The 24,434-nt window shown below is 70.0% G+C and carries 16 protein-coding genes; 7 read left to right on the forward strand and 9 right to left on the reverse strand.

What is annotated here, in order from left to right; genetic code table 11:
* Positions 1–186: 186 nt before the first annotated feature.
* The 7 genes from RFN52_RS35340 to RFN52_RS35370 all read left to right on the forward strand — a co-directional run bounded on the left by RFN52_RS35340 (position 187) and on the right by RFN52_RS35370 (position 13,524).
* Positions 187–2,241 (forward strand): hypothetical protein, encoded by a 2,055-nt coding sequence (locus tag RFN52_RS35340; protein ID WP_184852666.1) that lies wholly within the window; start codon positions 187–189, stop codon positions 2,239–2,241.
* The gene (locus RFN52_RS35345) at positions 2,238–3,218 is read left to right on the forward strand and encodes a hypothetical protein (RefSeq protein WP_184852669.1); all 981 of its coding nucleotides are present in this window, start codon (positions 2,238–2,240) and stop codon (positions 3,216–3,218) included. The genes RFN52_RS35340 and RFN52_RS35345 overlap by 4 nt, the downstream gene beginning before the upstream one ends.
* The gene (locus RFN52_RS35350) at positions 3,215–8,680 is read left to right on the forward strand and encodes a DEAD/DEAH box helicase (RefSeq protein ID WP_184852672.1); all 5,466 of its coding nucleotides are present in this window, start codon (positions 3,215–3,217) and stop codon (positions 8,678–8,680) included. Before RFN52_RS35345 ends, RFN52_RS35350 begins: the two co-directional genes overlap by 4 nt.
* Complete coding sequence (locus tag RFN52_RS35355; RefSeq protein WP_184852675.1) at positions 8,680–10,428, forward strand: hypothetical protein; 1,749 nt, start codon at positions 8,680–8,682, stop codon at positions 10,426–10,428. Before RFN52_RS35350 ends, RFN52_RS35355 begins: the two co-directional genes overlap by 1 nt.
* A gap of 86 nt (positions 10,429–10,514) precedes the next feature.
* The gene (locus tag RFN52_RS35360) at positions 10,515–11,342 is read left to right on the forward strand and encodes a PspC-like choline-binding domain-containing protein (protein WP_184852678.1); all 828 of its coding nucleotides are present in this window, start codon (positions 10,515–10,517) and stop codon (positions 11,340–11,342) included.
* Positions 11,339–13,105, forward strand: coding sequence for an Hsp70 family protein (locus RFN52_RS35365; RefSeq protein ID WP_311241131.1), 1,767 nt, complete (start codon positions 11,339–11,341; stop codon positions 13,103–13,105). The genes RFN52_RS35360 and RFN52_RS35365 overlap by 4 nt, the downstream gene beginning before the upstream one ends.
* Positions 13,106–13,266: 161 nt before the next feature.
* On the forward strand, positions 13,267–13,524 hold the full coding sequence (locus RFN52_RS35370) for a hypothetical protein (protein WP_311241132.1): 258 nt from the start codon (positions 13,267–13,269) through the stop codon (positions 13,522–13,524).
* Positions 13,525–13,681: 157 nt separating this feature from the next.
* On the opposite strand, the gene RFN52_RS35375 is transcribed toward RFN52_RS35370, so the two are convergent.
* The 9 genes from RFN52_RS35375 to RFN52_RS35415 all read right to left on the reverse strand — a co-directional run bounded on the left by RFN52_RS35375 (position 13,682) and on the right by RFN52_RS35415 (position 24,388).
* Entirely contained in the window at positions 13,682–14,881 is a 1,200-nt protein-coding gene (locus RFN52_RS35375) for a threonine aldolase family protein (protein WP_184854153.1), read from the reverse strand.
* A 72-nt stretch (positions 14,882–14,953) separates the two neighbouring features.
* On the reverse strand, positions 14,954–16,246 hold the full coding sequence (locus RFN52_RS35380) for an MFS transporter (RefSeq protein WP_184852683.1): 1,293 nt from the start codon (positions 16,244–16,246) through the stop codon (positions 14,954–14,956).
* A complete protein-coding gene (locus RFN52_RS35385; protein WP_184852686.1) occupies positions 16,239–17,486 on the reverse strand; it encodes an ATP-grasp domain-containing protein in 1,248 nt (415 codons plus the stop codon). The genes RFN52_RS35380 and RFN52_RS35385 overlap by 8 nt, the downstream gene beginning before the upstream one ends.
* Positions 17,483–19,114, reverse strand: coding sequence for a class I tRNA ligase family protein (locus RFN52_RS35390; RefSeq protein WP_184852689.1), 1,632 nt, complete (start codon positions 19,112–19,114; stop codon positions 17,483–17,485). Before RFN52_RS35390 ends, RFN52_RS35385 begins: the two co-directional genes overlap by 4 nt.
* Positions 19,111–20,217, reverse strand: a complete 1,107-nt coding sequence (locus RFN52_RS35395; RefSeq protein WP_184852692.1) for an NAD(P)/FAD-dependent oxidoreductase — start codon at positions 20,215–20,217, stop codon at positions 19,111–19,113. The genes RFN52_RS35390 and RFN52_RS35395 overlap by 4 nt, the downstream gene beginning before the upstream one ends.
* Positions 20,210–20,587, reverse strand: a complete 378-nt coding sequence (locus tag RFN52_RS35400) for a cupin domain-containing protein (protein ID WP_184852695.1) — start codon at positions 20,585–20,587, stop codon at positions 20,210–20,212. Before RFN52_RS35400 ends, RFN52_RS35395 begins: the two co-directional genes overlap by 8 nt.
* Positions 20,584–21,816 (reverse strand): lysine N(6)-hydroxylase/L-ornithine N(5)-oxygenase family protein, encoded by a 1,233-nt coding sequence (locus RFN52_RS35405; protein ID WP_184852698.1) that lies wholly within the window; start codon positions 21,814–21,816, stop codon positions 20,584–20,586. Before RFN52_RS35405 ends, RFN52_RS35400 begins: the two co-directional genes overlap by 4 nt.
* 16 nt (positions 21,817–21,832) lie before the next feature.
* On the reverse strand, positions 21,833–23,095 hold the full coding sequence (locus tag RFN52_RS35410; protein WP_184852701.1) for an ATP-grasp domain-containing protein: 1,263 nt from the start codon (positions 23,093–23,095) through the stop codon (positions 21,833–21,835).
* Positions 23,096–23,527: 432 nt separating this feature from the next.
* Complete coding sequence (locus tag RFN52_RS35415; RefSeq protein ID WP_184852702.1) at positions 23,528–24,388, reverse strand: 3-hydroxybutyryl-CoA dehydrogenase; 861 nt, start codon at positions 24,386–24,388, stop codon at positions 23,528–23,530.
* Between the last annotated feature and the right edge of the window lie 46 nt (positions 24,389–24,434).

The raw sequence follows: 24,434 nt of genomic DNA on the forward strand, positions 1-24,434 counted from the left end.
GCGTCGCGCGCCGTAAGTTGCGCCGACCGGTGACGGTCGAGGGCTGCGCGGCAGACGGGAGCTGCGCCCGAGGGGGCGTTCGGTGGCGGCCCGTTGTCAGTGGCGGGCTCTAGGGTGACGCGGAATCGTTCCATGCCCAGGGGGACTTTACGAACAGGGCATTGGAACCTCTCTTTTGGGGACAGAGTGGATCATTCTTATGAGGTGTGGCAGGAAGCGCTGGCCGAAGAGTTCTTCGGTCGGCAGCACGCCGGCCACCCGACGCTGTTCTACGTCGACGACGACGTGGAGCAGGGACTCAGGCGCGGGTACGGCATAGACGAACCCCTCGTCCCGTGCGTGGGCAAGTTTCTTCGGCTGGGGACCGCGGAACCGTACAGCGCGCTGGAGGACTACCGCTGGCGCAAGCGGCAGCAGGACAAGAACGGCGTGCCCGTCTTCCTGCCGCTGCTGGCCTGCTCGGTGATGGCCGCGTCCCGGATGATGAACGACCAGAACCACCGGGCCACCGCTTACCACGCCCGCTTCTCCGAGCTGCTGACCGGCGACGCGAAGCAGCTGGGCAGCCAGCATTACGAGCCCATCTCCCGCATGTGGCAGGTGCTGGCCTCCTGGCAGTTCAGCCAGAGAGGCGCGCGGGGTCTCTGCACCATTCCCGCACCCGCCGACCTGCCCTCGAACCGCAGTATGATCGGGTTCGCCCAGTCCCAGGCGCTGCTCAGCGGCGCGGACCGGTCCTTCATGCCGAACTTCTTCCGGTCGTTGAGGGAGCACGGCACGACCTGGCCGCTCCCGGGGAAGACACTGCTGGCCCAGATCGAGATCCAAGGCATGGAGCGGCACTTCTCCAAGGGTTTCCGCAACGCCCTGCAGGAGGAGGAGTTCCGCCCCTTCCTCGCCAGCCTGATCGGCAACTACGCCGCTTCCTGGGATGGTTCGGACGAGCTGGTGCCCACCGGTGTCACCCGCGCCGAGCTACTAGTGCGGCTGGACGCCGGCCGTCTCAGTTGGGTGGCGCGCCTGCGGTCCGCGGAGCAGAAGGACCGCATCGAGCTCAAGGGCGGCGTCGTGCTCGAGCAGCTTGGCGACACCGCCTACTACGAGGTGACGGGCCTGCCCGTCCCGAGCGCGGACACCCTCGTCAGGGGTATCCGTCGCGACGGGGACAATCTGGTGCTCAGCCGCCCTTCCTCCTCCGTCCTGGTGCTCGTACGGGACGACGTGCTCGGCGTCTGGGCCAGCACCGACGGTTTCCGCCCGGGAGAGACACACGTGGTGCTCGCCTCCCCGACGGCGCAGCGGGACGTGCAGCGGCTACTGGACAAGGCGGCGACGACGGGCAGGAACAGCGACACCAGCAGGCTGACATGGGTGCCGCAGAGCTGGTCCATGCACCGCCCCGTCACCTTCGACGACGCCGTCACCCTGCGCCGGGCGCTCCACGAGGCCCAGGGCGCGATCAGCCTCCTGCAGCCTCCGGCGCAGTTCAAGCTCCGCCTCGAGGGCGGGCTGAAGCTCGCGCCCTCGCTCGACGCTCACCTCTATCTGCGGGGCGGTGAGCCCCATGTGGTCCTGCCAGACGCCATGGACGGCACGCTGCTGGTCGACGGGAAGGAGCGGCCCGAGCTCAAGAAGGCGATCGCCGCGGGTCGTCCCGTTCCCCTGGCCGTGCTCCGGCTGGAGCCGGGCCGCCACACGGTGAATTACGCAGGCGTGGAGATCGACTTTGCGACGGCGGACCAGGCCGTCATCGAGCCGAAGATGACCAAGGTCTGCGGCTTCACGGTCGTGGACGGCACGGTGTCGGAGTCGCCCTCCCTCCTCGCCGAGCAGACCCTGCCGACCGGCATCACCGGAGCCGACTGCACGGGTGTCACACTCCAGAACACTGCAGCCGTCATGGAGCTGTGCCGGCGGGACGCGGACGAGGTGCTGTTCGCGGCAGCCGACGGACGGCTGTGGACGCTGGAGGCCCCGGAGCAGCCGGACTGGTGGACGGAGCGCCTCCCCGACACCCCCGCCCCGCTCCGCTTCGAGGCCGACTTCCACGGCATCGGCGGCTGGCTCCTGGAGCGCCGGAGCGGACGCTGGAAGGGCCGCCCGGTGAACCCCGGAACGCCGAAGCCGAAGACTGCCGCCAACCCGCGGGCATGGGCTCGCGTCGTCCTCAACGCCCAGCAGGCGTCCACCGAGTCCTCGTGGGTCGAGTACGTGCAGGCCGCGAAGGAGCTGGAACGATGAGCAGTAACGAGTTCGGCGAGATCCTCCTGCGGTGGCTGAGCGAGAGCCGCAGCGGCAAGGCGTCCGCACTGCGTGACGGCGTCCGCAGCCAAGCCCAGGCATGGGGCCAGGAGCTGAAGGAGTACGCCGACTGGGACTGGATGCGCAAGGTCGCGGCCCTCGGCTTCATCGACGTGGACCTGCGCGCCGACCGCTGGTCGGTGGCGCCGCCGATACTGACCCGGCTGCCTCACGCAGACGGCCTCGCGCTGCTGACCGGCGCGCGCACCGCGCGGATCAGCGCGCGCGTCGACGAGGCGGCGCAGGAGTGGATGGAGCTGATCACCGTCCCCCATCGGCTGGAGGCCGGTGAGGCGCCGCTGCCCGACACCCTCCTGTTCCAGTATGAGGACCTGCGGGCCCTTCAGGAAGCCGCCGACCTGCTTGGGGCCCGCTATGTACCCTGTGCCGCCCTGCAGTTGATGGACCTGTTTCCGCAGGCGACTCCAGGGCCCGAGTCCGCGCCGCCCGGCGGGAGCACCGCTAACACGCTGGAGAAGTACGAGCTGCGCCTCCAGCGGTTCGTCCCAGTGGAGACGGACAACGAGGACGGCCTGTACCGTTGGCGCGGTGCCGACTACGCACGCCTGACCCGTGTCCGCCGCAACGGCGTCTTCTACGCGGTGGAACGCGAGACGGGCATCTACCTCGAGCTCGCCCGTCACCGCACCGGCGCGACGCGATGGAGGCCGGAAGCCGGCAAGGGCCGTGTCGGCATCGGCCGGCTCTTCGTCGACCGGTACGCGCCCCTGCCCGCCCTGCACGAGCGCGCCGCCGTCCTGTGCAGCGGCTTCCCGCCCTCGGTGGGCAAGCACGTGCACACCCGCACGTACGACAACGTGCCGAGGGGGCTGGCTGAGGCGATCGCCGTCTCGCTGCAGCAGAACCTGGAGATCATGCCGCGACCGGTGGGGGCCACCGGCGGGAGGGTCAAGTGAGCATCGAACAGCAGACAGCGGCGGTGACGAACACCGATGTCCAGGATGTCATGGGCACCTTCGGCGATCTGCGCAGCGCGCTCTTCCGCTACTACGACACCCCGTTCGGCGTCGACGACCGTTCCGTGATGGAGGAGCGGCGCAGCCTGCTGGACCGGGACAACGGAGCCTGGCGCGACCCGCTGATCGAGCTGCGCCCGCAGTACGCCTCCCGGGGCATCAGCATCGCGGACTCCTTTGCCGAGGCAGGGGCGCACCCCGACGCGGCCGAGTTTGCCCGGTTCGCGCTCCCCGACGGCGTGGCCAGCCTCTACCAGCACCAGCACGATGCCCTGGTCACCGCCTGCGAGGGCAAGGACCTCGTGGTCACCGCCGGTACAGGCTCCGGCAAGACAGAGTCCTTCCTGCTGCCGGTCCTGGCCGACCTGGTCGCTGAGTCCGTCCACTGGCAGGGCACGCGTGTGGCGCAGCGGGAATGGTGGCAGGGCGACGGTGACTACGTGCCCAGCCGGCAGGGTGAGCACGGCCACCCTGCCGCTATGCGCGTGCTGATCCTCTACCCCACCAACGCCCTCGCCGACGACCAGCTGGTCCGACTCCGGAAATCGCTGAACAGCAGCGAGGCACATGAGTGGCTGGACAGGAAGCGCAACGGACACCGCTACTACTTCGGCCGCTACACCGGAGCCACTCCCGTCTCCGGCAGCCGCGATTCCAGACCTGCGAACTTCCGTCTCCGGCAGTACCTGCGGGAGGTCCAGGAACGGCAGCGTAAGGCCGACGAGAAGCTCGGCGAGGAGCTGCGAGCCTTCATCCCGCGCCTCGGCGGGGCGGAGATGCACGCCCGCTGGGACATGCAGGCTGCTCCGCCGGACATCATGGTCACCAACTACTCGATGCTGAACATCATGCTGCTCCGCAAGCAGGAGAAGCTCATCTTCAGCGCCACCCGGAAGTGGCTGGAGGAGACGCCAGGCGCCTGCTTCACCCTGATTCTCGACGAGCTCCACATGTACCGCGGCACGGCCGGCACCGAGGTGGCCTACCTACTGCGCAACCTGCGCCACCGTCTCGGCCTCGACAAGAGCCCCGAAAAGTTCCGCGTGTTCGCCGCCTCCGCCTCCCTGGAGGCCGGACGGGACGACGAATTCCTCGATGGGTTCTTCGCCCTGCCCGGCTCTCGGCGAGTGATCATCCCCGGCAGGGCGAAGGAGAATCACGGCGAGGGTGACTTGGCCGTCCACACCGAACGCCTCGTCAGAGCCGCGAAGGCCCCCATCTCCCGGCGCGATGCCGTCGCTCTGGCCCGGGAGACCGGCCTCGGTCCGGCGCTCCAGCGTGCGCTCACCCCCGGTGGCAAACCCCGCGCCCTGCCCGCCCCCGAACTGGCGAAGAACCTCTTCCCGGCCGTCCCCGAGGAGCAGCGCCAGGACGCCCTCCATGGGGTCCTGCGCACACTCGGCTCCGCCCAGGATCCCGAACTTCCCCAGCTCCGCGCCCACTTCTTCTTCCGGAACATCGAGGGCGTCTGGGCCTGCTCCGACCCGCAGTGCCCCGATATCCCCGTGGAGCACGGCCCCGAACGCCGGGTCGGCCGGCTCTTCGCCGAGCCCACCTCCCGCTGCACCTGCGGCGCCCGTGTACTGGAGCTTCTCTCCTGCCAGGCATGCGGCGATCTCATGCTCGGCGGCTACGCCAGTCCCAAGGACACCCACAAGCGCAAGTTCACCGGTGCCCTCCACACCGACTTCCCGGACCTGGACCTGCTTCCAGACGAGGCCAGTGGGGTGCCCACCGCGGCGAACTACGTCGTGTACTGGCCGCGTACCAAGGGCCTCGGCCTTGACGACCCCAGCTGGCACGCGGGCCTGTCCGACGGGGGACCGCAGGTCGAGTTCGGGTTCCGACGCAGCGCCTACCAGCCCGCGACCGGCCGCCTGGAGAACCGGGACGTCCACCACACGGGATGGTCGTTCCACATCTCCGTGCCCCTGGACAAGGAGGGCAAGAAGCCGGCCTACGACCCGGCCCGGTTGCAGGCCTTCCCCACCCGTTGTCCGGCCTGCGGCGACGACTGGGAGATCAAACGTGACCGGGACGGCCGTTTCATCCCGCTCGAATCCCCTGATCGATTGCGCAACGCGCCGGTCCGGCGGATGCGCACGGGTTTCTACAAGATCAACCAGGTGCTGGTGACGGAAGCCCTCGGCCACCTCCCTGACGGCCAGCGCAAAGCGATCGCCTTCTCCGACAGCCGCGATGACGCCTCCGAGCTCGCCAGCGGTCTTGCCCTCCGCCACTACCAGGACCTTCTCCGTCTGCTTAGTGCTCAGGCCGTCGAGAGCCAGGGAGATCCGTTCGGAGACCTTCAGCTCGTAAAAGCCCATTACGCGGGGGAACCGGTTGAACGTGACGGCGTCCGTGCCGCCATGCGACGGCTGCGGGACCGCAACCCGGCCGACTGGGGGCGCCTGAAGGCGATCCTCACCGACGACCTCGATGCGGATCCGGAGCTTCTGCCTGACCTGGAGCGGAAGTTCTCCGAACTGCCGTCGCTGGACGACCTCGCCTCCGACCTCGAAGGCATGCTGCTGAAGTACGGCACAAACCCCGCGGGGCCCGCGGCCTCGCTCCAGCAGACCTCAGCCGGACAGCCTTGGACCACGCTCTACAACTGGGAACGGGACCGCGATGCGGTGGTGGATACCCAGACCCAGGAGGAACTGCTCGACCGTCTCCGTTCTCGTCTCCGCCTCGAGACCGTGGGCAGCCTCTTTTCCAGCGGAGGCCGAGACTTCGAATCACTCGGTCTTGGCTGGCTCTGCCTGCGCGACGACCGGTCACCGATACAGATCGGCCCGGACAGCGATCAGGCCGTGGCGCGGGCCAGCCTGCGGATCCTCGGCCTGATGCGGCGCTTTACCAGGATGCGCGGTTCTCTTCAGGGACCTCCCGCCCCCCTGAAGCGTTTCTGGAAGCAGGTCGCCGAAGGCCAGGGAACCGATCTGGAGACGATCACGGACCGGGTGTTGGGCGTCTGGAAGGACGCCGTCGTCGACTACGTGATCAAGCCGGAGAAGGTGGCGCTCCGCCCCGGCGAGAACAAAGCCTGGACGTGTCTCTCCTGCCACCGTCCGCACCTGCACCCGGGTGCGGGGTTGTGCACCAAGTGTCTGACCCCGCTGCCTGCCATACCCCAGCAGTACAGCGGCGTCCTCGAAGGCGACTACTACGCCTGGAAGGCGGCCCACAGCACCGGCGACTTCCCCCTGCGGACCGCGGAGCTGACCGGCCAGACGGACCGGCTGGAGGCCCAGCGCCGGCAGAGCCTCTTCCAGGATGTCTTCCTGGGCGACAACGACGTGCCGCAGGCGGACGGCTTGGAACTGCTCTCAGTGACCACGACCATGGAGGCCGGTGTCGACATCGGCCCCCTCAACACCGTGATCATGGCCAACATGCCGCCCACCCGTTTCAACTACCAGCAGCGGGTGGGCCGCGCAGGCCGACGCAACAGCCCGGTCGCCGTGGCACTCACCGTCTGCCGTGGCCGCAGCCACGACGAGCACTACTTCGCCCGCCCGGAAGCCATCACCAACGACCCGACCCCGCCGCCCTACCTGGTCCTCGGCATGGTCTCCGTCTTCCGGCGGGTCCTGCTGGGAGAAGTCCTGCGCCAGGCCTTCGAGCCCATGCAGCCGGACGACCCCAGGAAGGGGGCGGACATGACGACGAACGTCCACGGACAATTCGGCCTCGCCGCCGACTGGCCGATGCACCGTAGTTCCGTCCGCCGCTGGATCGCCGATCACCCGGGCCGCATCAGGGCCGCTGCCACGGCCCTCCAGGCCGGGACGCCGGAGAACATCACCGCCATCGACCCGGTGGTCGTCATTGACGAACTCCTCGACCAGGTCGACGAGGTGGCAGCCCGAACCGTCGGCCACTCCGACCTCAGCCAGCGTCTGGCGGAGGCCGGCCTCCTGCCAATGTTCGGCTTCCCGACCCGCTCCCGCCTCCTCTATCGGAGCATCCCGCAGAAAACCTTCCCCTGGCCGCCGGCCGACTCCGTCAACCGAGACCTGGCCGTCGCCCTCAGCAAGTTCGCGCCGGGCAGCGAGACCCCGCAGGACGGCCGTCTGCTCCGTTCCATGGGCGTGGTGTCCCTCGTCCCAAGCGGCCGCGGCGTTCAGGCCGCCGAGGATCCCTTCGGCCCGGAACAGCTGGTCGCAATGTGCAGGATCTGCTCCCATGTGGACCCGCAGGCCGTCGTCGACCCGGAGACCGGAAGCGCCGGAACTTGCCCCGCCTGCGGTGCGGAGAGCAAGTACTACAAAGCTGTCCCCTTCCGGGAGCCTGCAGGCTTCCGGGCCGCCCCCGAAGCACGCGACTACGACGGCTATCGGGAAGTCGGCTCCAACGCCACCAGCGCACGGACCGCCACCGACCTGGAGAAGACCGCCCCGCGCATCCACCGTGCTGCCGACGACTGGATGGTCGTCCACACCGGCAGCGGCGACCGCTACATCGTCAACACCAACGCCGGCAAGCTCTTCCGGTTCGTCAAGAACCACGGGGCCTGGGGCGGGTACAAAACCGTGGACAGCCCCAGGCTGGAGGCCGACCTGGAGATTGCCCTCGGCGCAACCCAGCACACTGACATGCTCTTCATCGGGGCCAAGGGCGCCTTCGACACGAGCCGGGGTCTCCGCTTCGACATCTCGAAGTCTCAGCAGACCGACGGCTTCCCCGAGGCGTACCACGGCCGGCGTGCCGCCTGGTACTCGCTGGCGGCCCTCCTGCGCCGTGCAGCCGCTCCGCACCTGGACGTGCAGCCGGAGGAACTCCTCAGCGGCATCCACGGCTCGGACGCCCCGGTGGCCGCTCCCGTCATGGCCTATCTGGCGGACACCCTCGACAACGGCGCAGGCTTCAGCACCTACCTCGGCTCGGAAGAACACATCGAGGAGTTCCTCCAGGCGGTCGACCAATATGTGCACGAACTGGAGGCTGACCACCATGCGCAGAACTGCCGCAGCTCTTGCTACGCCTGCCTGCGCGACTACTCCAACATGCGCCTCCACCCGCTGTACGATTGGCGGCTCGCCCGCGACCTGACCGATGCCCTGCGGGGCCGGAAACTGCAGATCGACCCGGATGAGCATGCCGTCCTGCTGAAGGGCTGGGCGGACGAGGAGACTTCGGTCCGCCTGGCGGAGACAGCAGCCGGACCGGTCGCGCTCTTCACCTCGGACTTCACTGGCGAGCCAGTCGCGGTCGCCGTCAAGCATCCGTTGGAGTCCATCACCGAGGAGTGCCCGAACGAACGCCTCCAGGCCCTGCGTGACGAGGTCCGCTCCCGCGGCTTCGCCACCAGGATCGCCTTCGCCGACTCCCACGGCTTGGACCGCACTCCTGCCGCGGTGATCGAGCAGGTGCGCAGCTTCGCGGAGGACTTCTGATGACGCCGGAAATCCCGCTGGGAGCAGGCCAGGACGAGCAGGCTCGCCTGGAGGAGTTGCGACAGCGCGAGATCGCCCGCCGCCTCGCCCTCCGTCAGGCTCGCGGCGAGGGCCGGACCGCTCCCGTCGAGGCCGTCACCACTAGGGAAGTCCCGGAAAGTGGAAGCAGCCCGGCCCCGTTCGTTCCGCCGCAAAAGCAGCCCGAACCGGTCGTGCCCGAACCGATTCCCGAAGGATTCGCCGACCAAGTGGCCTGGGAGCGCGCCCGCTCCTTTGCGGAACTCATGCTGCCCGACGCACTGAAGGCCGAGGCCGGAAGGCTCTCCGCAGAGAAACTGGCATGGGTCGCGGTCGATACAGCATCCCGGAAGGACGGCCCGGTCGAAGGCGTCTCATTGCTCGTCATGGCCCAGGACCACGGACTGGACGTCTTCAACGGCCAGCTCGACGACCGGGCCCGCGCCCTGCTGGAAGACAAGCCACTGCCGCTCCCGGGGGAGCCGGGCAGTATGTGGCAGATCTATCAGGACGACCGCCGCCTGACAGAGACCAACCTGCCTGCCCCGCGGCAGAAGGCTCTTCTGGCGAAGCTTCCCCGGCCGCTCCTCGACGACTACATCGATGAGGAGTGGATCGGCGCGGTCCCCGATCACGATGGCACCTCCCGGGCGGCCTACTTCCGTGCCCGCCTGGACCCGGCATCCCTCACCGATGAAGAGATGGACCTGCTGGCCTGGCCCCTGGAGCGAGAGCGCCGGGAGGCCGGCCCGGAAGCGGAACCTGGCCGTGACTGGCCGCAGGACTGGCAACTGCTGGTGAGACTGCAGGCCAACGACGCCCGCTCCATTGCCGAGGAGTGGACCGACCTCCTGCCACCGACGCAGAAGCTCCTCGACAGCCTGCGTGAGGTGCGGCGGACCGGGGAGGTCCCGGACGACCTCATCGCCGACGAGCGGCTGTGGGTCCTCCTAGAACGGATCAACTCCCAGGTGCGCAGCGCGAGTAGCAGGAAGTTCAACGGCTGGATCGGCGTGCGGCTCCTGATCAGGGCCGTGCGGCAGATGCACCGTGCCCTCCTCCGCGGGGACGACGTGACTGCGGAGCAGCGGAGGAAGACGGCGCTTACTGTGGCTTCGAGGCTCCGGCACCAGTCGCAGCCAGTGCGCTGGGAGGCCCAGAACATCCAGGCCTATCTGTGCGTCGGCCAAGAGATGACGGAGTCTCTCAAGCTTTTGGAGCAGGATGCTGAAGGCCGTCCCCCGGTGAAGGAACAGTTGGGTGGAGCCACCGTGGTCGCGCTGCGGAAGAACCGGAGCTTCCTGGAGGACCGGCCGCTCGGGGAACGCGACCAACAGCTCAACCCGTACCTCGTGCTCGACGTACCCGACGAGGCGGAAGACTGGAAGAAGGCCTGGCGAACCTTGAGGAAGGAACTCGACGACGGTGGCCGCGTCCAGATCAACCGGGCCAAGGACATGATCGAGAAGGCCGAGCGGGAGCAGCAGGAACTGCCCCGGTTCGTGGTACCGCTCGCCCCACACCGCTGGGTAGCCCCCACCGGCACAAGCCACCGGCTGGAGCTCCCGCCCGAGCCCCTACGGAGGCTCACGATGCCATCCACGGACAGCGACCGCGAGTGGTCTCGCACCGAGGCTGCCCGAGAAATAATCACCAAGGCGACAGAACGCCTTTCCCCGGCTGCTGAAGACACCGCAGCCCTTGAAGACCCAGAGAGCGGCACATCATGAGCAGCGGAGCCGGTAAAGGCGACAGTGGTTCTGACCCCCGTGATGGATCCCGACGGAGTCGGGGACGAGGGCCGAATCGTGGAAGCGTGCGGAATCGCGGTGAGCTCAGGGCGGCCGAGGCTGCTCCCTGGCGGTACACCGAGAGCCACCTGCCCGAGTTCACGCCAGGGGCCCTGGACGCGGCCGCGATCCTGAAGTCGGTCAACGAGACGCTCCTGCCCGTGGTGGAGGAGGAGCTGCACGAGGCGACGGAGAAGCTGGGCGCCGCTCTGGCCGACAAGCAGGCGGAGGCTGATCTGGTCTCCACCTTCCGGGCCGAACTGATGCGCCGAGTACTTCCTCAGTTCACCGAAGCGGTGCGCAGAGGCGTGCTGGAGAGCATCCGCACGCGCCAGATGCACCTGGCGCAGCTGGCCGTCCTGCACCGGCACGTGCTGGAGGCGAAGAAGCTGACAACGGTGCTGACCCGCCTTGACCATGAGGCAGCAAAGGCCGGCCTGCAGATCGTCGACGACACCGGTGACCCGTCGCTGTTCAACGTCGTGGAGGACCAGCCCGGCGTGATGAAGCGAGAGCCGGTCACGTTCGAGCTCATCGCGCCGGCCTACGTCGACAAGGAGTCGGGGAAGCTCGTTGAACGCGGATGGCTGCGGGCTGTTGCCGAGGCACAACTTCCCAAGCCTTCACTCGACGAGGTGAAACCCGGTCAGAGGCGTAGAGCGAACCAGGCCGAGGCCAAGAAGAAGCAGCTGGAGAAGAAGGCTCCTGCACAGCACGGGAGAAAGAAGTATCACCGGGGTCAGGACCCCGAAAAGCAGCAGAACAGAGGCAATGGGAAGGGCGACGGCGCACCGCGCCCCCGTCCTGCAGGAAACGGAGACCGCCGCCGGGTGACGCGGAAGGAAACGCGATGAGTTTCGGTATTGACTTCGGCACCAGCAACTCCGTGGTCGCTCACTGGAACGGGCACACCACCGAAGTCCTGCCGGTCGACGGCGACAACGTGCCCGCCCAGTGGCAGATGTCGGAGTTCGAGCAGCTCTTCCCTTCCGTGCTGTCCGTCCGAGACCTGCAGCGCACTCTCTGCTTCGGCTGGGAGGCGAAGACCGGCACCAGCGAGCCGCTCGACGCCGTCAAGCGCATGCTCGGCACGCGCTCCAGCGCCGAGAAGGACGGCGATATCGACGGCCTCGAGGTCGCGGCCCGGCTGGAGGAGTACCACGTCTGGGTCGGCTCGGAGAAGTTCCACAGTACGGTCGCGGCCGCCTCTCTCTTCAGCCGCCTGAAGGAAGGCGTCTCCGCCCAGCTGCTCGACCTCTCCGACGCGGTCGTCACCGTCCCCGCCAAGGCGACGGGCGGTGCCCGCTACCGCACCCGTGCCGCGGCAGTGCTCGGCGGTGTGAAGGTCCGGGCACTGCTCAACGAGCCCACAGCAGCAGCGATCTCGTACGCCCACGACGTCCCGATCCCCGGCCGTTTCCTCGTCTTCGACTGGGGCGGCGGAACCATCGACGTCACCGTCCTCGAATACGACGACGGTCTCTTCGAGGAGCAGACCTCCCGCGGCATCACCGCCCTCGGCGGCCTGGAGTTCGACAACGCACTGGCCAAGCTGATCCAGCAGAAGATCGGCCTGACCGCGGACCGCCTCACCAAGGCCGAGCGACGCCGGTGGCGCCGGTCGGTTGAGCTGACGAAGATCGCTCTGTCCTCCGTGCCCATGGATGGCGCGCTCTTCTTCGACCTCCCGGTCGGTCTTGCCCCCTTGATCTCGAAGCGCGAGGTCAGGATCACCGCGGCCGAGTACACCGAGGCGATCACCCCGCTCATCACCCGTGCCCTGGAGCCGGTCCAGCAGGCGTTGGAAGACCTGGCCATCACCCCGGACGCCATCGACTCGGTTCTGATGATCGGCGGAACCTCGCAGATCCCCCAAGTGCGTCACGCCCTGGGCGAGCTGCTCGGCCACGACCGCATCGTCGACAGCGGCCTGTGCCGGCCCATGACCGCCGTTGCCCGGGGTGCGGCCATCTACGCGGCCTCCCTCGACGGAGAACTCGGAGACGACAGCGACTTCTCTCTGGTGACCAGCTACGACCTGGGTACGGCTGTGATTGCGGGTGAGCAGAGGGGGTTTCAGGCGATCATTCATCGCAACGCCACGCTCCCTGCGGAGGGCATGAAAACCTTCCATCCCAGCAAGCCGGGAGCTTCCTGTGTACGCGTCCCGGTGATTGAGGGCGAGGTTGGCCACTCGGCCGACAGCGACAGGGCCTTTCCGCTGGCCAACATCGAGGTGCCGCTCCCGAATCGGGAGCAGGATGTCCAGCGGAACAAGATCGAGGTCAAGTTCCGCTACAACGAGAGCGGCATTCTGCACTTCACCGCCACCCATGTGGCCACCGGCGTAGTGCTCTCTGAGCGCGAGATTGACTCCTTTGGCCCCGACGGCACCCCGCTGCAGCAGGGTCTCGAGGAGGAACTGACCCGTCTCCTGGCCCATACCATCCGGCCCTTTGCCGACGGCTCCTCCAATGTCCGGCACCTCTCGGCAGCCGAGACCGCTAACGCCCGGCCCGCACCGATCGACATGTCCGTGCGCGTGGTGGAGGCCGACCCGGCGGTAACAGTCAACGGTGAGCCACAGGGAGTGGTAACGAAGGGGCTTTGGAGCTGAGAGCGAGGCTTGGCAGGCAGAAGTGCGACTGCATGGGAAGCAGGCGCTTGCCTGGCGACACCCTCTTGTGATCGGACCGAGGGCATGGGCCAGTTCGATCTCTGCATGACTGGTCATCTGGGGGACGAGGAAGCCCGGGCGGTGAACATCAACACAACGTCGTGGCCGACGACGTCTACCGGGTGCACGAGCAGATCCACTCCAACACGCACAAGCCGCGAAAGCTGAAGCATCACAAGGCGGGGGAGTTCCGGGAGGTTCCCCTGCCACGCTCGGTGCGGGAAGAGATGGAGCGGTACGAGGAGAAGCACGGCACCACGAAGGAGGGCTGTCTGCTGTGCAGTCCGAGCGGCTACTACACGGAGCCGATGGAACGCCACCGTGTGCAGAGGCTCTTCAGGGACCCGCGTCGCTGGTAGTGGCAGCGGCGGGGCAGCCTCCCCACGTGATCACCGAGCATGCTGCCGATCAGTGGGACCGCGAACTGGACGACCTCTTCGCGCTTCTCCTGCCGGGGGCAGGCTTCTCCTGCCTGGGGGCAGGGCGCTCGCCTGACCCCCCAGGCTCCCCCGCCGGCTACTTCGTCTTGCGGTTCGCGGAGAAGGCAGGCTCTTTCCCCAGCGCTTCGATCGTCTCTTCCATCTCGCGGACCTTCCGGCGCAGTAGCACCAGTTCCTCCCGCTCCGCCACGGACAGCGCGCCCGCCGCCCCCTGCCCTCGCTCCGCCGCCAGCTCCTCCGCGATCGCCGTCGCGAACGCGTCCACGTCGCCCTCGGTGGTGTCGAAGGAGGTCATCCAGCGGACCTCGCCGGTCTGCTCGTCCCAGGTATAGAAGCGGAAGCGCTTCTGGAGCCGCTCGGTGACGGCCGGCGGCAGGACGGCGAAGATCTGGTTGGCCTGCACCGGGCGGGCGATCTCCAGGCCCGGCAGGTCGCGCACCGCCTCGTACAGCCGCCGGGTCATCGCGTTGGAGCGGGCCGCCGAGCGCAGCCAGAGGTCGCCGCCGAGCAGCGCCTCGAACTGCACCGACATGAAACGCATCTTGGAGCCCAGTTGCATGCTCGTCTTGCGCAGATGGGCCATGCCGCGCACCGCGTCCTCGTTGAGCACGATCACCGCCTCGCCGAAGAGCAGCCCGTTCTTGGTGCCGCCGAGCGAGAGGACGTCCACGCCGGCGTCCGTGGTCATCTCGCGCAGGGACACGCCGAGGGTGGCGGCGGCGTTGGCGAGCCGGGCGCCGTCCAGGTAGACGAGCATGCCGAGGTCGTGCGCGTGGTCGCAGATCGCACGGATCTCGTCCGGCGTGTAGCAGGTGCCGAGTTCGGTGGACTGGGCGATCGAGACGACCTTGGGCCGGGCCCGGTGCTCGTCCTCGAAGCCCCACGCCTGCCGGTCGATCAGCTCAGGGGTGAGCTTGCCGTCCCATGCGGGCACCGTCAGGAGCTTGATCCCGGCGACCTTCTCGGGCGCCCCGCCCTCGTCGACGTTGATGTGGGCCGATTCGGCGCAGACCACGGCGTCCCAGCGGTCGAGCATGGTCTGGAGCGCGACCACGTTCGCGCCGGTGCCGTTGAAGACCGGGTACGTGTGCGCGGTGGGGCCGAAGTGGCCGCGCACCACTTCCTGGAGGCGCTCGGTGTAGACATCGGCGCCGTAGCTGACCTGGTGGCCGCCGTTGGCCAGGGCGATCGCGGCAAGGATCTCGGGGTGTACACCCGCGTAGTTGTCGCTGGCGAAGCCGCGCTCGTCCGGGTCGTGTCGTCGCTTCAGGATCATGGTGCGCTCGCTCACTTGGTTCGGTCGTAGGGGTGTGACACATGTGGTCCGGACGGGCTCCGGCCGGTCCGCTCAGGCCGGTGCCGGCTCCGTCCGCGCGCGGGCCTTCTCCAGGCCGCGCACCAGCGGCGGCGCGGCGAGCCCGAGCAGGGCGAAGAGCGCCGCGAGGACCAGCCAGCCGGTCCCCGCCGCGCCGACGACCAGGGAGGTCATCAGCCACGGCCCGGCGAACTGCTGGAACCCGCGCCCGAGGGAGAACACCGCCTGGTACTCCCCCTGCCGGCCCGCCGGGGCGAGCCCGAAGGACAGGCCCCAGCTCGCCGACGCCTGGTACAGCTCGCCGAGGACGAGCACCAGCGCGCCGCCCAGCAGGGCCGCGCTGTCCAGGAGCGCGCCGTGCCCCCCGCTCACCGCGAAGACCAGGCAGGACGCCCCCAGCGCCCACCCCGCCCAGCGCAGCATACGTGCCGCTCCCGCCGGGGTACGCGCGCCCTTGCTGACCGTGACCTGGAACAACAGCACCAGGACGGTGTCCAGGATCAGCAGCCCCGACACCAGCAGCGCGGGTGCGTCGGTGCCGGTGACGATCCACAGCGGCAGACCGACCGTCAGCAGCGGGTGGTACAGCTCCAGAGCGCCGCACACCAGTGCGACCGCCACATAGCGCACGTCCCGCAGCGCGGCGCTGCGCAGCACCCCGCCCGGCGCCTCGGCGGCGGGGGCGGCGGCGGTGGCCCGGGGTCCGGCGCCCGCGGGCAGCCGCATCCCGAGCAGCACGGCGACGGAGACCAGCTGGAGGGCGGCGTTGGCGAGGACCGTGGCGTACAGGGCGGTCGAGGTGCCGGCCGCGATGGCGGCTCCGGCCAGCGCGGCGCCGCCGAGGAAGCCCAGGTTGAACAGGCTGCGCATCTGCGCGCTCACCCTGACCCGCTCCGCCTCGCCCACCAGCGCGTCGGTGAGCGACGCCTGGAGCGCGCCCGCCGAGGTCTCCAGAACCGCGATGGCACAGGCGACCGCGAGGAACGCGGCGAAGCCGTCCACCAGGCAGTACGCGGTGAAGCCGACGGCCGCGAGCAGGAAGTTGGCGGTGAGCACCCGGCCCGCGCCGAGCCGGTCCGCGAGCCGGCCGATGGGCACGGTGCAGAGCAGACCGCAGAGCCCGGCGACCGACAGGGCGAGGCCCACGCGCTGGGCGGGGATGCCGATGGTCCGGGTGAAGAACACGGCGCTGGAGGTGAGGAACACCCCGAGCCCCAGGGACTGGATGAGGGTCAGGACGCCGAGTCTGCGCGCGTTCCCGGCGGCCGGAAGGGTCTCCCGGAACCAGGCGCGCAGCACGGCGCCGTACCGGCGTTCCTCAGCCACGCGGCTCAGCTCCCTCGGCTCGCTCGGTCCGCAGCCCGTACACCTCCATCGCGGTGTGCACGGCGGCGCGCACCCCGGCGGCGCTCCGCCCCCGGAACCGGAAGATCCCGCAGCCCTCGTCGTAACTGCCGGGCCCGGTCATGATCTGGCCGATCGCGGGCAGTTCCTCGTGGTAGACCTCGGGGACGGCCGACTTGGGCGAGGTGCGCGCGACGACCCGTCCGGGCAGCTCGCGCGGAGCGGGGTAGATGAGCCAGCCGCCGGCCCGGGGCCCGACCGGTTCGGACGGCTGCCACAGCGGGGGCAGGCCCAGGGCCGCCCGGAACGCCTCGGCGAACAGGTCGATGCCGTAGAGGTCGACGTGCAGGAACGGCACCTGCGCGCCGCCCGGCCGCAGCCCGACCTCCAGGAACACCAGCTCGCCTCCCGGACGCCGGATCGCCTCCAGGTGGAACGCGCCGTCGCGCAGTCCGAGCGCCCGCAGACAGCGGTCGGCGAACGTGATGAGCTCGTCGCGCTCGGGACCCGGGTCGAGCAGGACCGAGCCGAGCGGGCGGCCGTGCGCGTAGTCCAGGCAGGTGTGGACGTACTGGGAAGCGGTGACGAAGTGGAGGCGGCCGGAGCGGCGGACGCCGTCGACGTGGAAGATGTCCCCTTCGACGTACTCCTCGCACTCGTACGCCTCGGGGTCCACGCCCACGAGCGCGTCGCGCAGTTCGTCGGTGCTGCGGACGACCGTGACTCCCTGGGAGCCCGCCTCGGCGCGCGGCTTGAGGACCAGCGGCAGACCGCCGAGGGCGTCGACGACCGCCTCCGCCGAGGGGGCGTCGTCGAGGCGCAGGAACCGGGGAACCCGCAGTCCCGCTGCGCCCACCGCGCTCTTCATCGCGGGCTTGTCCTTGAACCGCTCGACGAGGTCGAGACCGTAGCCGCCGGGGACGCCGAGTGCGGCCGAGAGCCGGGCGGCCGTCAGGATGTCGTACTCGGACTGGCCGAAGACGGCCTCGGGCGTGCCGTGCCGGTCCGCGATCTCCCGTACGAGGGGCAGCAGGTCGTCGTGGGCGAGGCTGTCGCGCACATGGACCTCGGTCGCCCCGTCCTGGTCGAGCGCGGGCAGCCCGCCGGGCGTGGTGAGGTACACCGTCCGGCAGGGGTGGCCGTCGAGGAAACGGTGGTATTCGCCGAACTCGTCGCCGGAGCGGTTGAGGACGACGTACAGCGGGGTGGTCCGGTCGGTCACGTGTCCGCTCCCGGTCGCAGGGTGTCGGGCAGGCAGGCATCCAGATCGGCGGCGCTCACCCGGCCGAAGCCGGGCGCGGGCCGGTCCCGGTGGGCCGGGGTCCTGGCGCGGAAGGCCGCCGCGCGAGGCTCTCCTGCGCCGCCGAGGCGCTGCCAGAGCAGCTCGGCGAGGTCCGGCATCACCGGGAACGCCAGCAGGGACAGGCCCTTGAGCCACCAGTAGGCGCCGTCCTCGGCCGCGTGGGCGACCGCGTCGTCGGCGCACCAGCGGTCGAGCGCCGCGACCGCGCGCCGGGTCGAGACACGGGCGGCGTCGAGCGCCGCGGACTGCTCGGCGAGCAGGGATTCCAGGAGCTCGGTGACGGCCGGGGCGGGCGCCTGCGGCGGCCCCTCGGGCAGTCGGCTCCAGGCGGCGTCGATCCGCTTGCCGAGGCCGTCGGCGAGCGTGCCGTTCGCGGTCCGGAGGAAGTCCGCCGTCTCGAAACTCGCCGCCCCGGACTCCAGATCGGCCCCGGCGAGGTGGTACCGGACGGTGTCCACGCCGATGGCGGGCGACGCGGCGACGTCCGCCGCCCAGATGGCGTGCCGGGCGCTGGTGGAGAACTTCCGCCCGGCCAGGCGGTAGAAGTTGTTGATCAGACACCGGTCGTACGGCTTCATGTCGCCGTGCAGCAGGCTGGTGCCGACGATCGAGACCAGGGTGGGGATCACGTTGTCGACCCCCAGGGTGGTGATGGTGGTGACCCCGGAGTCCGGGTCGAAGGCGTTCACGCCGGTGCCGGAGAGCCGGCCGTGGACGGCGCCGGCGAGGCGGGCGAACATGAAGATCCCGGCGTACGGGAAGAGGGCGCGTGGCACGTCCGGTTCGGCCGCGGGCAGCGGAAGTCCCCATGTCTGCGGGGCGCTCAGCCGTACGGTCAGGCCGTCGCGCTCCAGAAAGCGCGCCACGGTCGCCCGGTAGCGGTCGGCGACGCCCAGGTCCACGAGCGTGGCGTCCAGGAGGTCGCGGTCCGGCAGCCGCAGGAAGAGGCTGGAGATCTCCCGCCAGGTCAGCGGCCCCTCGTCGAGCAGGGGGCGCGGCTCGACGACCGACTCGGGCAGGAAGTGCGCACTGCACTCCTCGCAGAAGTAGCTGGTGATTCCCGCACCGCACTCGGGGCAGCGGCCCTGGAGCCAGCCGCCCACCACCCAGCGGTCCGACGCCGCGCAGTGGGGCACGCGCTCGGTGCGCGTCAGCACCGCGCCCCGGGCCGTCAGCCGCTGGATCGAGGCGGCGACCTCCTGCTCGAACTGCTCGCGCCAGGGCTGCTGATCGGGGACGATGAACGCGTCGACACCGATGCGCATGGCGGCCAAGTCGTCCTGGATGCGCTGCCCGTAGCGGGCGGCGACCTCGCCGGGCGTGGAGTCCTCGGCGTGCGCCTTGAGCGCCACGTACGACTCGTACACATCGCTGCCGGTGATCACCAGCGGCAGGTCGCCGCGGACCCGCAGATGCCGCGCGATCATGTCCGACCACAAGAAGGGGCCGCCGACGTGGCCCAGGTGCAGGGGGCCGTTGGGCGTGGCCTCGGGCGGCACCAGGAGGTAGTGCCGGGGGGTGTGCGTGTCCCCGGTCAGCAGGCTCATGTTCGTGCTCTCCCGTCGAGCAGGTTCAGTGCGTCCTCGGCCATGGCCGGGGCGAGTCGGTAGCCGGAGCCGGAGCCGCCGATGGCCATGACCACGTCGTCGTCGCCGACCGTGTCCACGACCGGCAGATGGCCGGGGGTGAAGCAGTCGCTGAAGACGCGCCCGCCGAGCAGGTGCGGCAGGAATCCCGGTACGTGCCGGGCGAGCAGGGCGCGGGCGAGTTCCCGGTCGCGGGCGTCGATGGAGAGTGGTTCGTCGGGGCCGCGGTCCCAGTCGGGCGAGGTGATGCTGAAGATCCAGTGGTCGCCGGGGCGGTGGGGCAGCAGGAAGGCGTCGGCGTCCTCCAGGACGAGTGCCGGGGCGCCCGGCGGGGGAGGCGTCATGACGTGGAACGCCACCACCTTCTTGACCCGGGCCCCGCACTCGCGGGCCGCCGCCGCGACCGGGCCGTCGAGGACCCAGGGGCCCGGTGCGAGGACCGCCTTGGCGGCGGTGATCCGGCTGCCGTCGGCGGCGACCAGTTCGACGCGCCCGCCCCTACGGCGTACTTCGGTGACCCGGAAGCCCTCGAAGAGGGTGTTGTCCGGGTGGCCCCCGAGGACCTCGTCGAGGAGCCGGTCGGCGAGCCATCGGGGCTGACCCGCCGTCATGGGAGCGGTGGTCAGCAGGACTTGATCGTCGTCGTGCGCGAGCCCGGGGAACGTCCGGTCGAGCAGGGCCCGCTGCTCCCCGGTGAGCGGGCGGGTGGGGCCGCCGTCGGCCATGGTCGCGTCGAGCGCGGCCGTGTTCTCGCGCGCCACCAGCCAGCGGACGTCGACCGGCGCGCGTCCGGCGTCGCCGAGTCCGGCGGCGAGTTCGTCGAAGAGCGCGGTGCTGCGGGCGGCCAGAGCGCGCTGCGCCGGGTTGTGCCCCGTGGGCGTGTCGAACCCGGCCGAGTAACGCGTCGCGCCCGTTCCCCGTCCGGCGTGCGTGATCACGGCGACGCGGCGGCCCGGGTCCCGGCGCACGGCGTAGTACGCGGCGAGGGCGCCGACCGCGCCCGCGCCGACCACGGCGAGGTCGTAGGGGTGCGCCTCACCGGTCCCGGTGGTGCGCTCACTCATCGGTCGCCGACCACCAGAAGGAGTAGATGACCAGTTCCTCGCCCTGGTCGGCGAAGATCTCGTGGACGGCCTGCGAGGCGAAGCCCACCAGGGAGCCGGGCTCGACGAGCGACCGTTCGCCGTCCACCTCCAGGGTGCCGGATCCGGTGTGGACCAGCCAGATCTCCTGGACCGCGTGCTGGTCGGGCGAGCTGGTCCCGCCCGGCGGCACGGTGAAACGGGCCGCCTTGAACGGCACCTGGGGGAAGACCGAACGGACGAAGTCCGCCTCCGCGACGGTCACTCCGTCCGGTTCCACCTCGGTCGGCCCGAAGGGGACCAGAACGCCGACCGCCTCGGCCTGGAACTGCGGGACCTGACGAGCGGTCATACCGGATACCTCGTTTCACCGAGCATGCTGTTGAGGATGACCGCGCTGCGCCAGGCGAGCAGGCTGAGATTGGGATCGGCGACGCCCCAGGAGTGCCGGGCGCCGTTCTGGAGGTAGATCCTGTTCTCCGCGGGCCCGTCCCATGCGACCGAGAAGTCGTCGCCGACGACGAGCATCCCGCCGTCCCGCCGCAGCCGGGCGTCGAGCGGAGCCATGAAGTCCGGCAGCGCGTAGGCGTATCCGGTGCTCAGGATCACGATGTCGGCGGCGAGCACGGCGGGTGCGTCGTCCGGGCCCGAGGACTCGACGGCGAGCTTCCATTCGCCGGGGCCACCTTCGACCGCGGTGACCGCGCAGTCCGCGAGGAAGCGCAGCCTGCCGGGGTTGTTCTCGATGAACTCGTCGCGGTAGCTCAACCGGTAGATGTCCTGGAGGACTTGGAGGTCGATGCCGTCGCTGGTGTACCTCTGCTGCTCCAGGAGCCGGGCCTTGTGGCCGGAGGGCAGTGCGTGGAAGCGGCGTACGTAGTCGGGCGTGTAGAGGTCGTTGGCGAACGGCGAGTCGTCCATCGGCAGGAACGACGAGCGCCGGCTGACCCAGGTGATGCTCTCGGGGGCCGCACCGGCCGCCAGGTGGCGCACGATCTCCGCGCCGCTCTGGCCACCGCCGACCACGACGACCCGCCGCCCGGTCACCTCCGGGGCCCGCAGTAAGAACTCCCCGGAATGGAAGACGGTGGGGCCGAGTAAGGGACGGAACGGCTCGGGGACGGACGGGGTGAGCCCGGTACCGAGCACGAGATGACGTGCCGTCACTTCCTGTTCGACGGTGCGGAGATGGAAGGCCCCGTCGTGGAAGTCCACGCTGTGCACGTCCGCCCCGAAGGTCAGGCTCGGCAGCCGCCCGGCGACCCACTGGAGGTACTGGTTGAACTCGGCGCGCAGGACGGCCGGGAAGTCCGCGGCCAGGAACCGGTAGAGCCGGCCCTCACTCGCCAGGAACGACAGGAACGAGAAGGGACTGGTCGGATCGACCAGCGTCACCAGGTCCTTCAGCAGCGAGACCTGGAGAGTGGCCTCGGGCAGCAGCAGTCCGGGGTGCCAGGAGAAACTCTCACGGCGTTCCAGGTGGGCACCGCGCAGCCCTTCGACCGGATGCGCGAGCGCGGCGAGGCTCATGTTCGCGGGGCCGACGCCGACGGCCGCGTAGTCGAGTATGGGTGCGTTCATGATGGGAACCGCCGGATCAGGCCGGGACGACGAGGTCGCCGAGCGCCTGCCAGCGGTCCAGGGCGCCCTGCGGAGAGTCGGCGGTGAACAGGGCGTGGCCGAGGCGCGAGCGGCAGTCCTCGACGCCCGGGATGGTCTCGCCCGGCGCGAAGTACACGGCGGTCTCGGTGACGTCCGGCAGGGCCTCCAGCTCCGGCCACCCGGTGAGCTCCCGGTACGAGGAGCGGCCCGCGGCGGAGAAGAAGCGGATACCGGCGCTCCCGGCCTGCGGCCGCGCGAAGGCACCGGCCGCCTCCAGGCCGACGCCGAGCGCGGTGGCGACGGCCACCCTGGGCAGGCTGACGCCGGTCACGAGCCGCAACAGCTCCACGATCCGGTCGCCCGGCAGCCGGGCGCCGATCTCGATGAGCACCGGACCGTCGGCGCTCAGGCGCAGTTCGCAGTGGAAGGGGCCGCTGGTGATGCCGACGGCGCGGACGACGTCCCCGACGTACGCCTCGACGTTCTTCAGGGTGGCGTCGTCGACGAGCGCCGGGGTGAGGTGGCCCAGCTCCACGAAGTCGGGCTCGGGGCCGAGCAGCGTGCGGCTGAGGGCGACGACGGTGACCTCGCCGCTCTCCAGGACATAGCCGTCGGCGCTGAACTCGGGGCCCTGCACGTACTCTTCGACGAGCACCCGGTGCTCGTGCAGTTTGCCCATGTCGGGCTCCGGGTCGGTCACGAGCCGCTGGAACGCGGCGGTGAGCTGGTCGAGGTCGTCGGCGCGGCTGACGTGGATGCTGCCGGAGCAGGCGACCGGCTTCAACACGCAGGGGAAGCCCACCCGTTCGGCCGCGGCGCGCAGTTCGGCGTCGGTGGTCGCCTGGGCGAAGCGCGGGGTGCGCAGCCCGGCCTCCGCCACGGCGGCTCGCATGACGCTCTTGTCCCGGACCCGGTCGACGGTTGCCACGGGCAGGCCGGGCAGGTCCAGTGCCGCGGCGACGCGCGCGGTCGCCGTCACATAGATGTCGGAGCCCGGCAGCACCGCCTCGAACGGCTCGGCCCGGTGCAGTTCGAGCACGGCCGCTTCGAGGGCGGCCTGATCGTTGGTCTCCACCGTCAGGACCGAGTCGGCCGCCGCGCGCACCGCGTCGGAGAGCCGGCGGTCGCCGGAGTCGGCGGTGGCGACGACGACCCGCAGTCCCATCTCGGCCGCGACGCCGATCAGGGTGGCACCTCCGGAGGAGGCGGGTTCGACCACCAGGACGCGGGCAGGACGAAGTGCATCTGTGTGCGGCAAAGCGAAATCCCCCGAGGCAGAGCTGTATGGACCGGACTCGCGATCGCGATCCAGGTCGTGATCTTTCTATCCGGGTGCCTTGCTCCCGGTCAATGCATCACCGCAAGATTATCTGCGAGAACGGACTTGCGCCGCATATTTTCCGGAACGGGGGCCCCGTCAGCGTCTGTTCGACTCCCGGAAGCGACCGAACGCCTTCGTGAAGGCCCTCAGCGGCGAGACGTCCCCCTCGGCCGGCTCGGGCCCGGGCGGACGGGGCATGCTGTCGCCGCCGGTCGCCGCAGTGAGGGTGGCCGGCGCCGACTCCGCCGCCTCCCGGTTCAGGCGCGGGATCGCGTCATGGCTTCCAGCGCCGTGGCGTCGCCCTTGCGCAGCCGCGTCAGGACCTGTACGGAGCGGAGCAGGTCCTCATGGTGGGCCGAAAGCCCTTGTTCAGGTGGCGTACGTGTGGAAACCTCGGCCGCTCTTACGGCCGAGGTGGCCTGCGGCGACCATACGGCGCAGGAGGGCGGGGGGCGCGTACAGCGGCTCCTTGAACTCCTCGTACATGGACTCGGCCACCGCCTGTGCGGTGTCGAGGCCGATGAGGTCGAGCAGCCGCAGCGGCCCCATGGGGTGGGCGCATCCGAGTTCCATGCCCCGGTCGATGTCCTCCGGCTGCGCGGAGCCCGACTCCACCATCCGTACCGCGCTGAGAAGGTAGGGCACCAGGAGGGCGTTGACGACGAAGCCGGAGCGGTCGGGGGCCTGGATGGCCTGTTTGCCCAACTGCTCGGCCAGCTCGCGGGTGCGCTGCACGGTGTCCGCGCTGGTGAGAAGAGTGGGTATGAGCTCGACCAACTGCTGCACGGGCACAGGGTTGAAGAAGTGCATGCCGATGACCTGCGCGGGCCGCTCGGTGACGACGGCGAGATCGACGATGGGGATGGAGGAGGTGTTGGTGGCCAGGACCGCCGCGGGGTCCTCGACCGCCTTGTCCAGGGTGCGCAGGACCTCCGTCTTGATGTCGCGGTTCTCTGCGACCGCCTCGACGACGAACTGGCGGTCGGCCAAGTCGCTGAGGTCGTGAGTGAAGGAGAGCCTGGCGAGGGCCTGGTCCCGGTGCTCCTCGCTGAGCTTGCCACGCCGCAGGCCTCGGTCGAGTGAGGCGGTGAGCCGGCGGCGGCCTGCCTCCAGCGCGTCCGGCGTGGCCTCGGCGACTCGGACGTCGATGCCGCTGCGGGCCGCGACTTCGGCGATGCCGGAGCCCATGAGGCCGCAACCGACAACTCCGAGACGGGTGACGGGGTCCATCTGAGGTCCTATCTGCTGAGTGGCTGCGGGCCGGCTTTCGGCCGGG

It is taken from the genome of Streptomyces collinus (genome assembly GCF_031348265.1).
Taxonomy (GTDB): domain Bacteria; phylum Actinomycetota; class Actinomycetes; order Streptomycetales; family Streptomycetaceae; genus Streptomyces; species Streptomyces collinus.

Coding starts and splice junctions, on each gene's coding strand:
- RFN52_RS35345 (WP_184852669.1), top strand. CDS start 2,238: ATGAGCAGTAACGAGTTCGGCGAGATCCTCCTGCGGTGGCTGAGCGAG.
- RFN52_RS35355 (WP_184852675.1), top strand. CDS start 8,680: ATGACGCCGGAAATCCCGCTGGGAGCAGGCCAGGACGAGCAGGCTCGC.
- RFN52_RS35365 (WP_311241131.1), top strand. CDS start 11,339: ATGAGTTTCGGTATTGACTTCGGCACCAGCAACTCCGTGGTCGCTCAC.
- RFN52_RS35375 (WP_184854153.1), bottom strand. CDS start 14,881: ATGATCCTGAAGCGACGACACGACCCGGACGAGCGCGGCTTCGCCAGC.
- RFN52_RS35390 (WP_184852689.1), bottom strand. CDS start 19,114: ATGAGCCTGCTGACCGGGGACACGCACACCCCCCGGCACTACCTCCTG.
- RFN52_RS35395 (WP_184852692.1), bottom strand. CDS start 20,217: ATGAGTGAGCGCACCACCGGGACCGGTGAGGCGCACCCCTACGACCTC.
- RFN52_RS35400 (WP_184852695.1), bottom strand. CDS start 20,587: ATGACCGCTCGTCAGGTCCCGCAGTTCCAGGCCGAGGCGGTCGGCGTT.
- RFN52_RS35405 (WP_184852698.1), bottom strand. CDS start 21,816: ATGAACGCACCCATACTCGACTACGCGGCCGTCGGCGTCGGCCCCGCG.
- RFN52_RS35415 (WP_184852702.1), bottom strand. CDS start 24,388: ATGGACCCCGTCACCCGTCTCGGAGTTGTCGGTTGCGGCCTCATGGGC.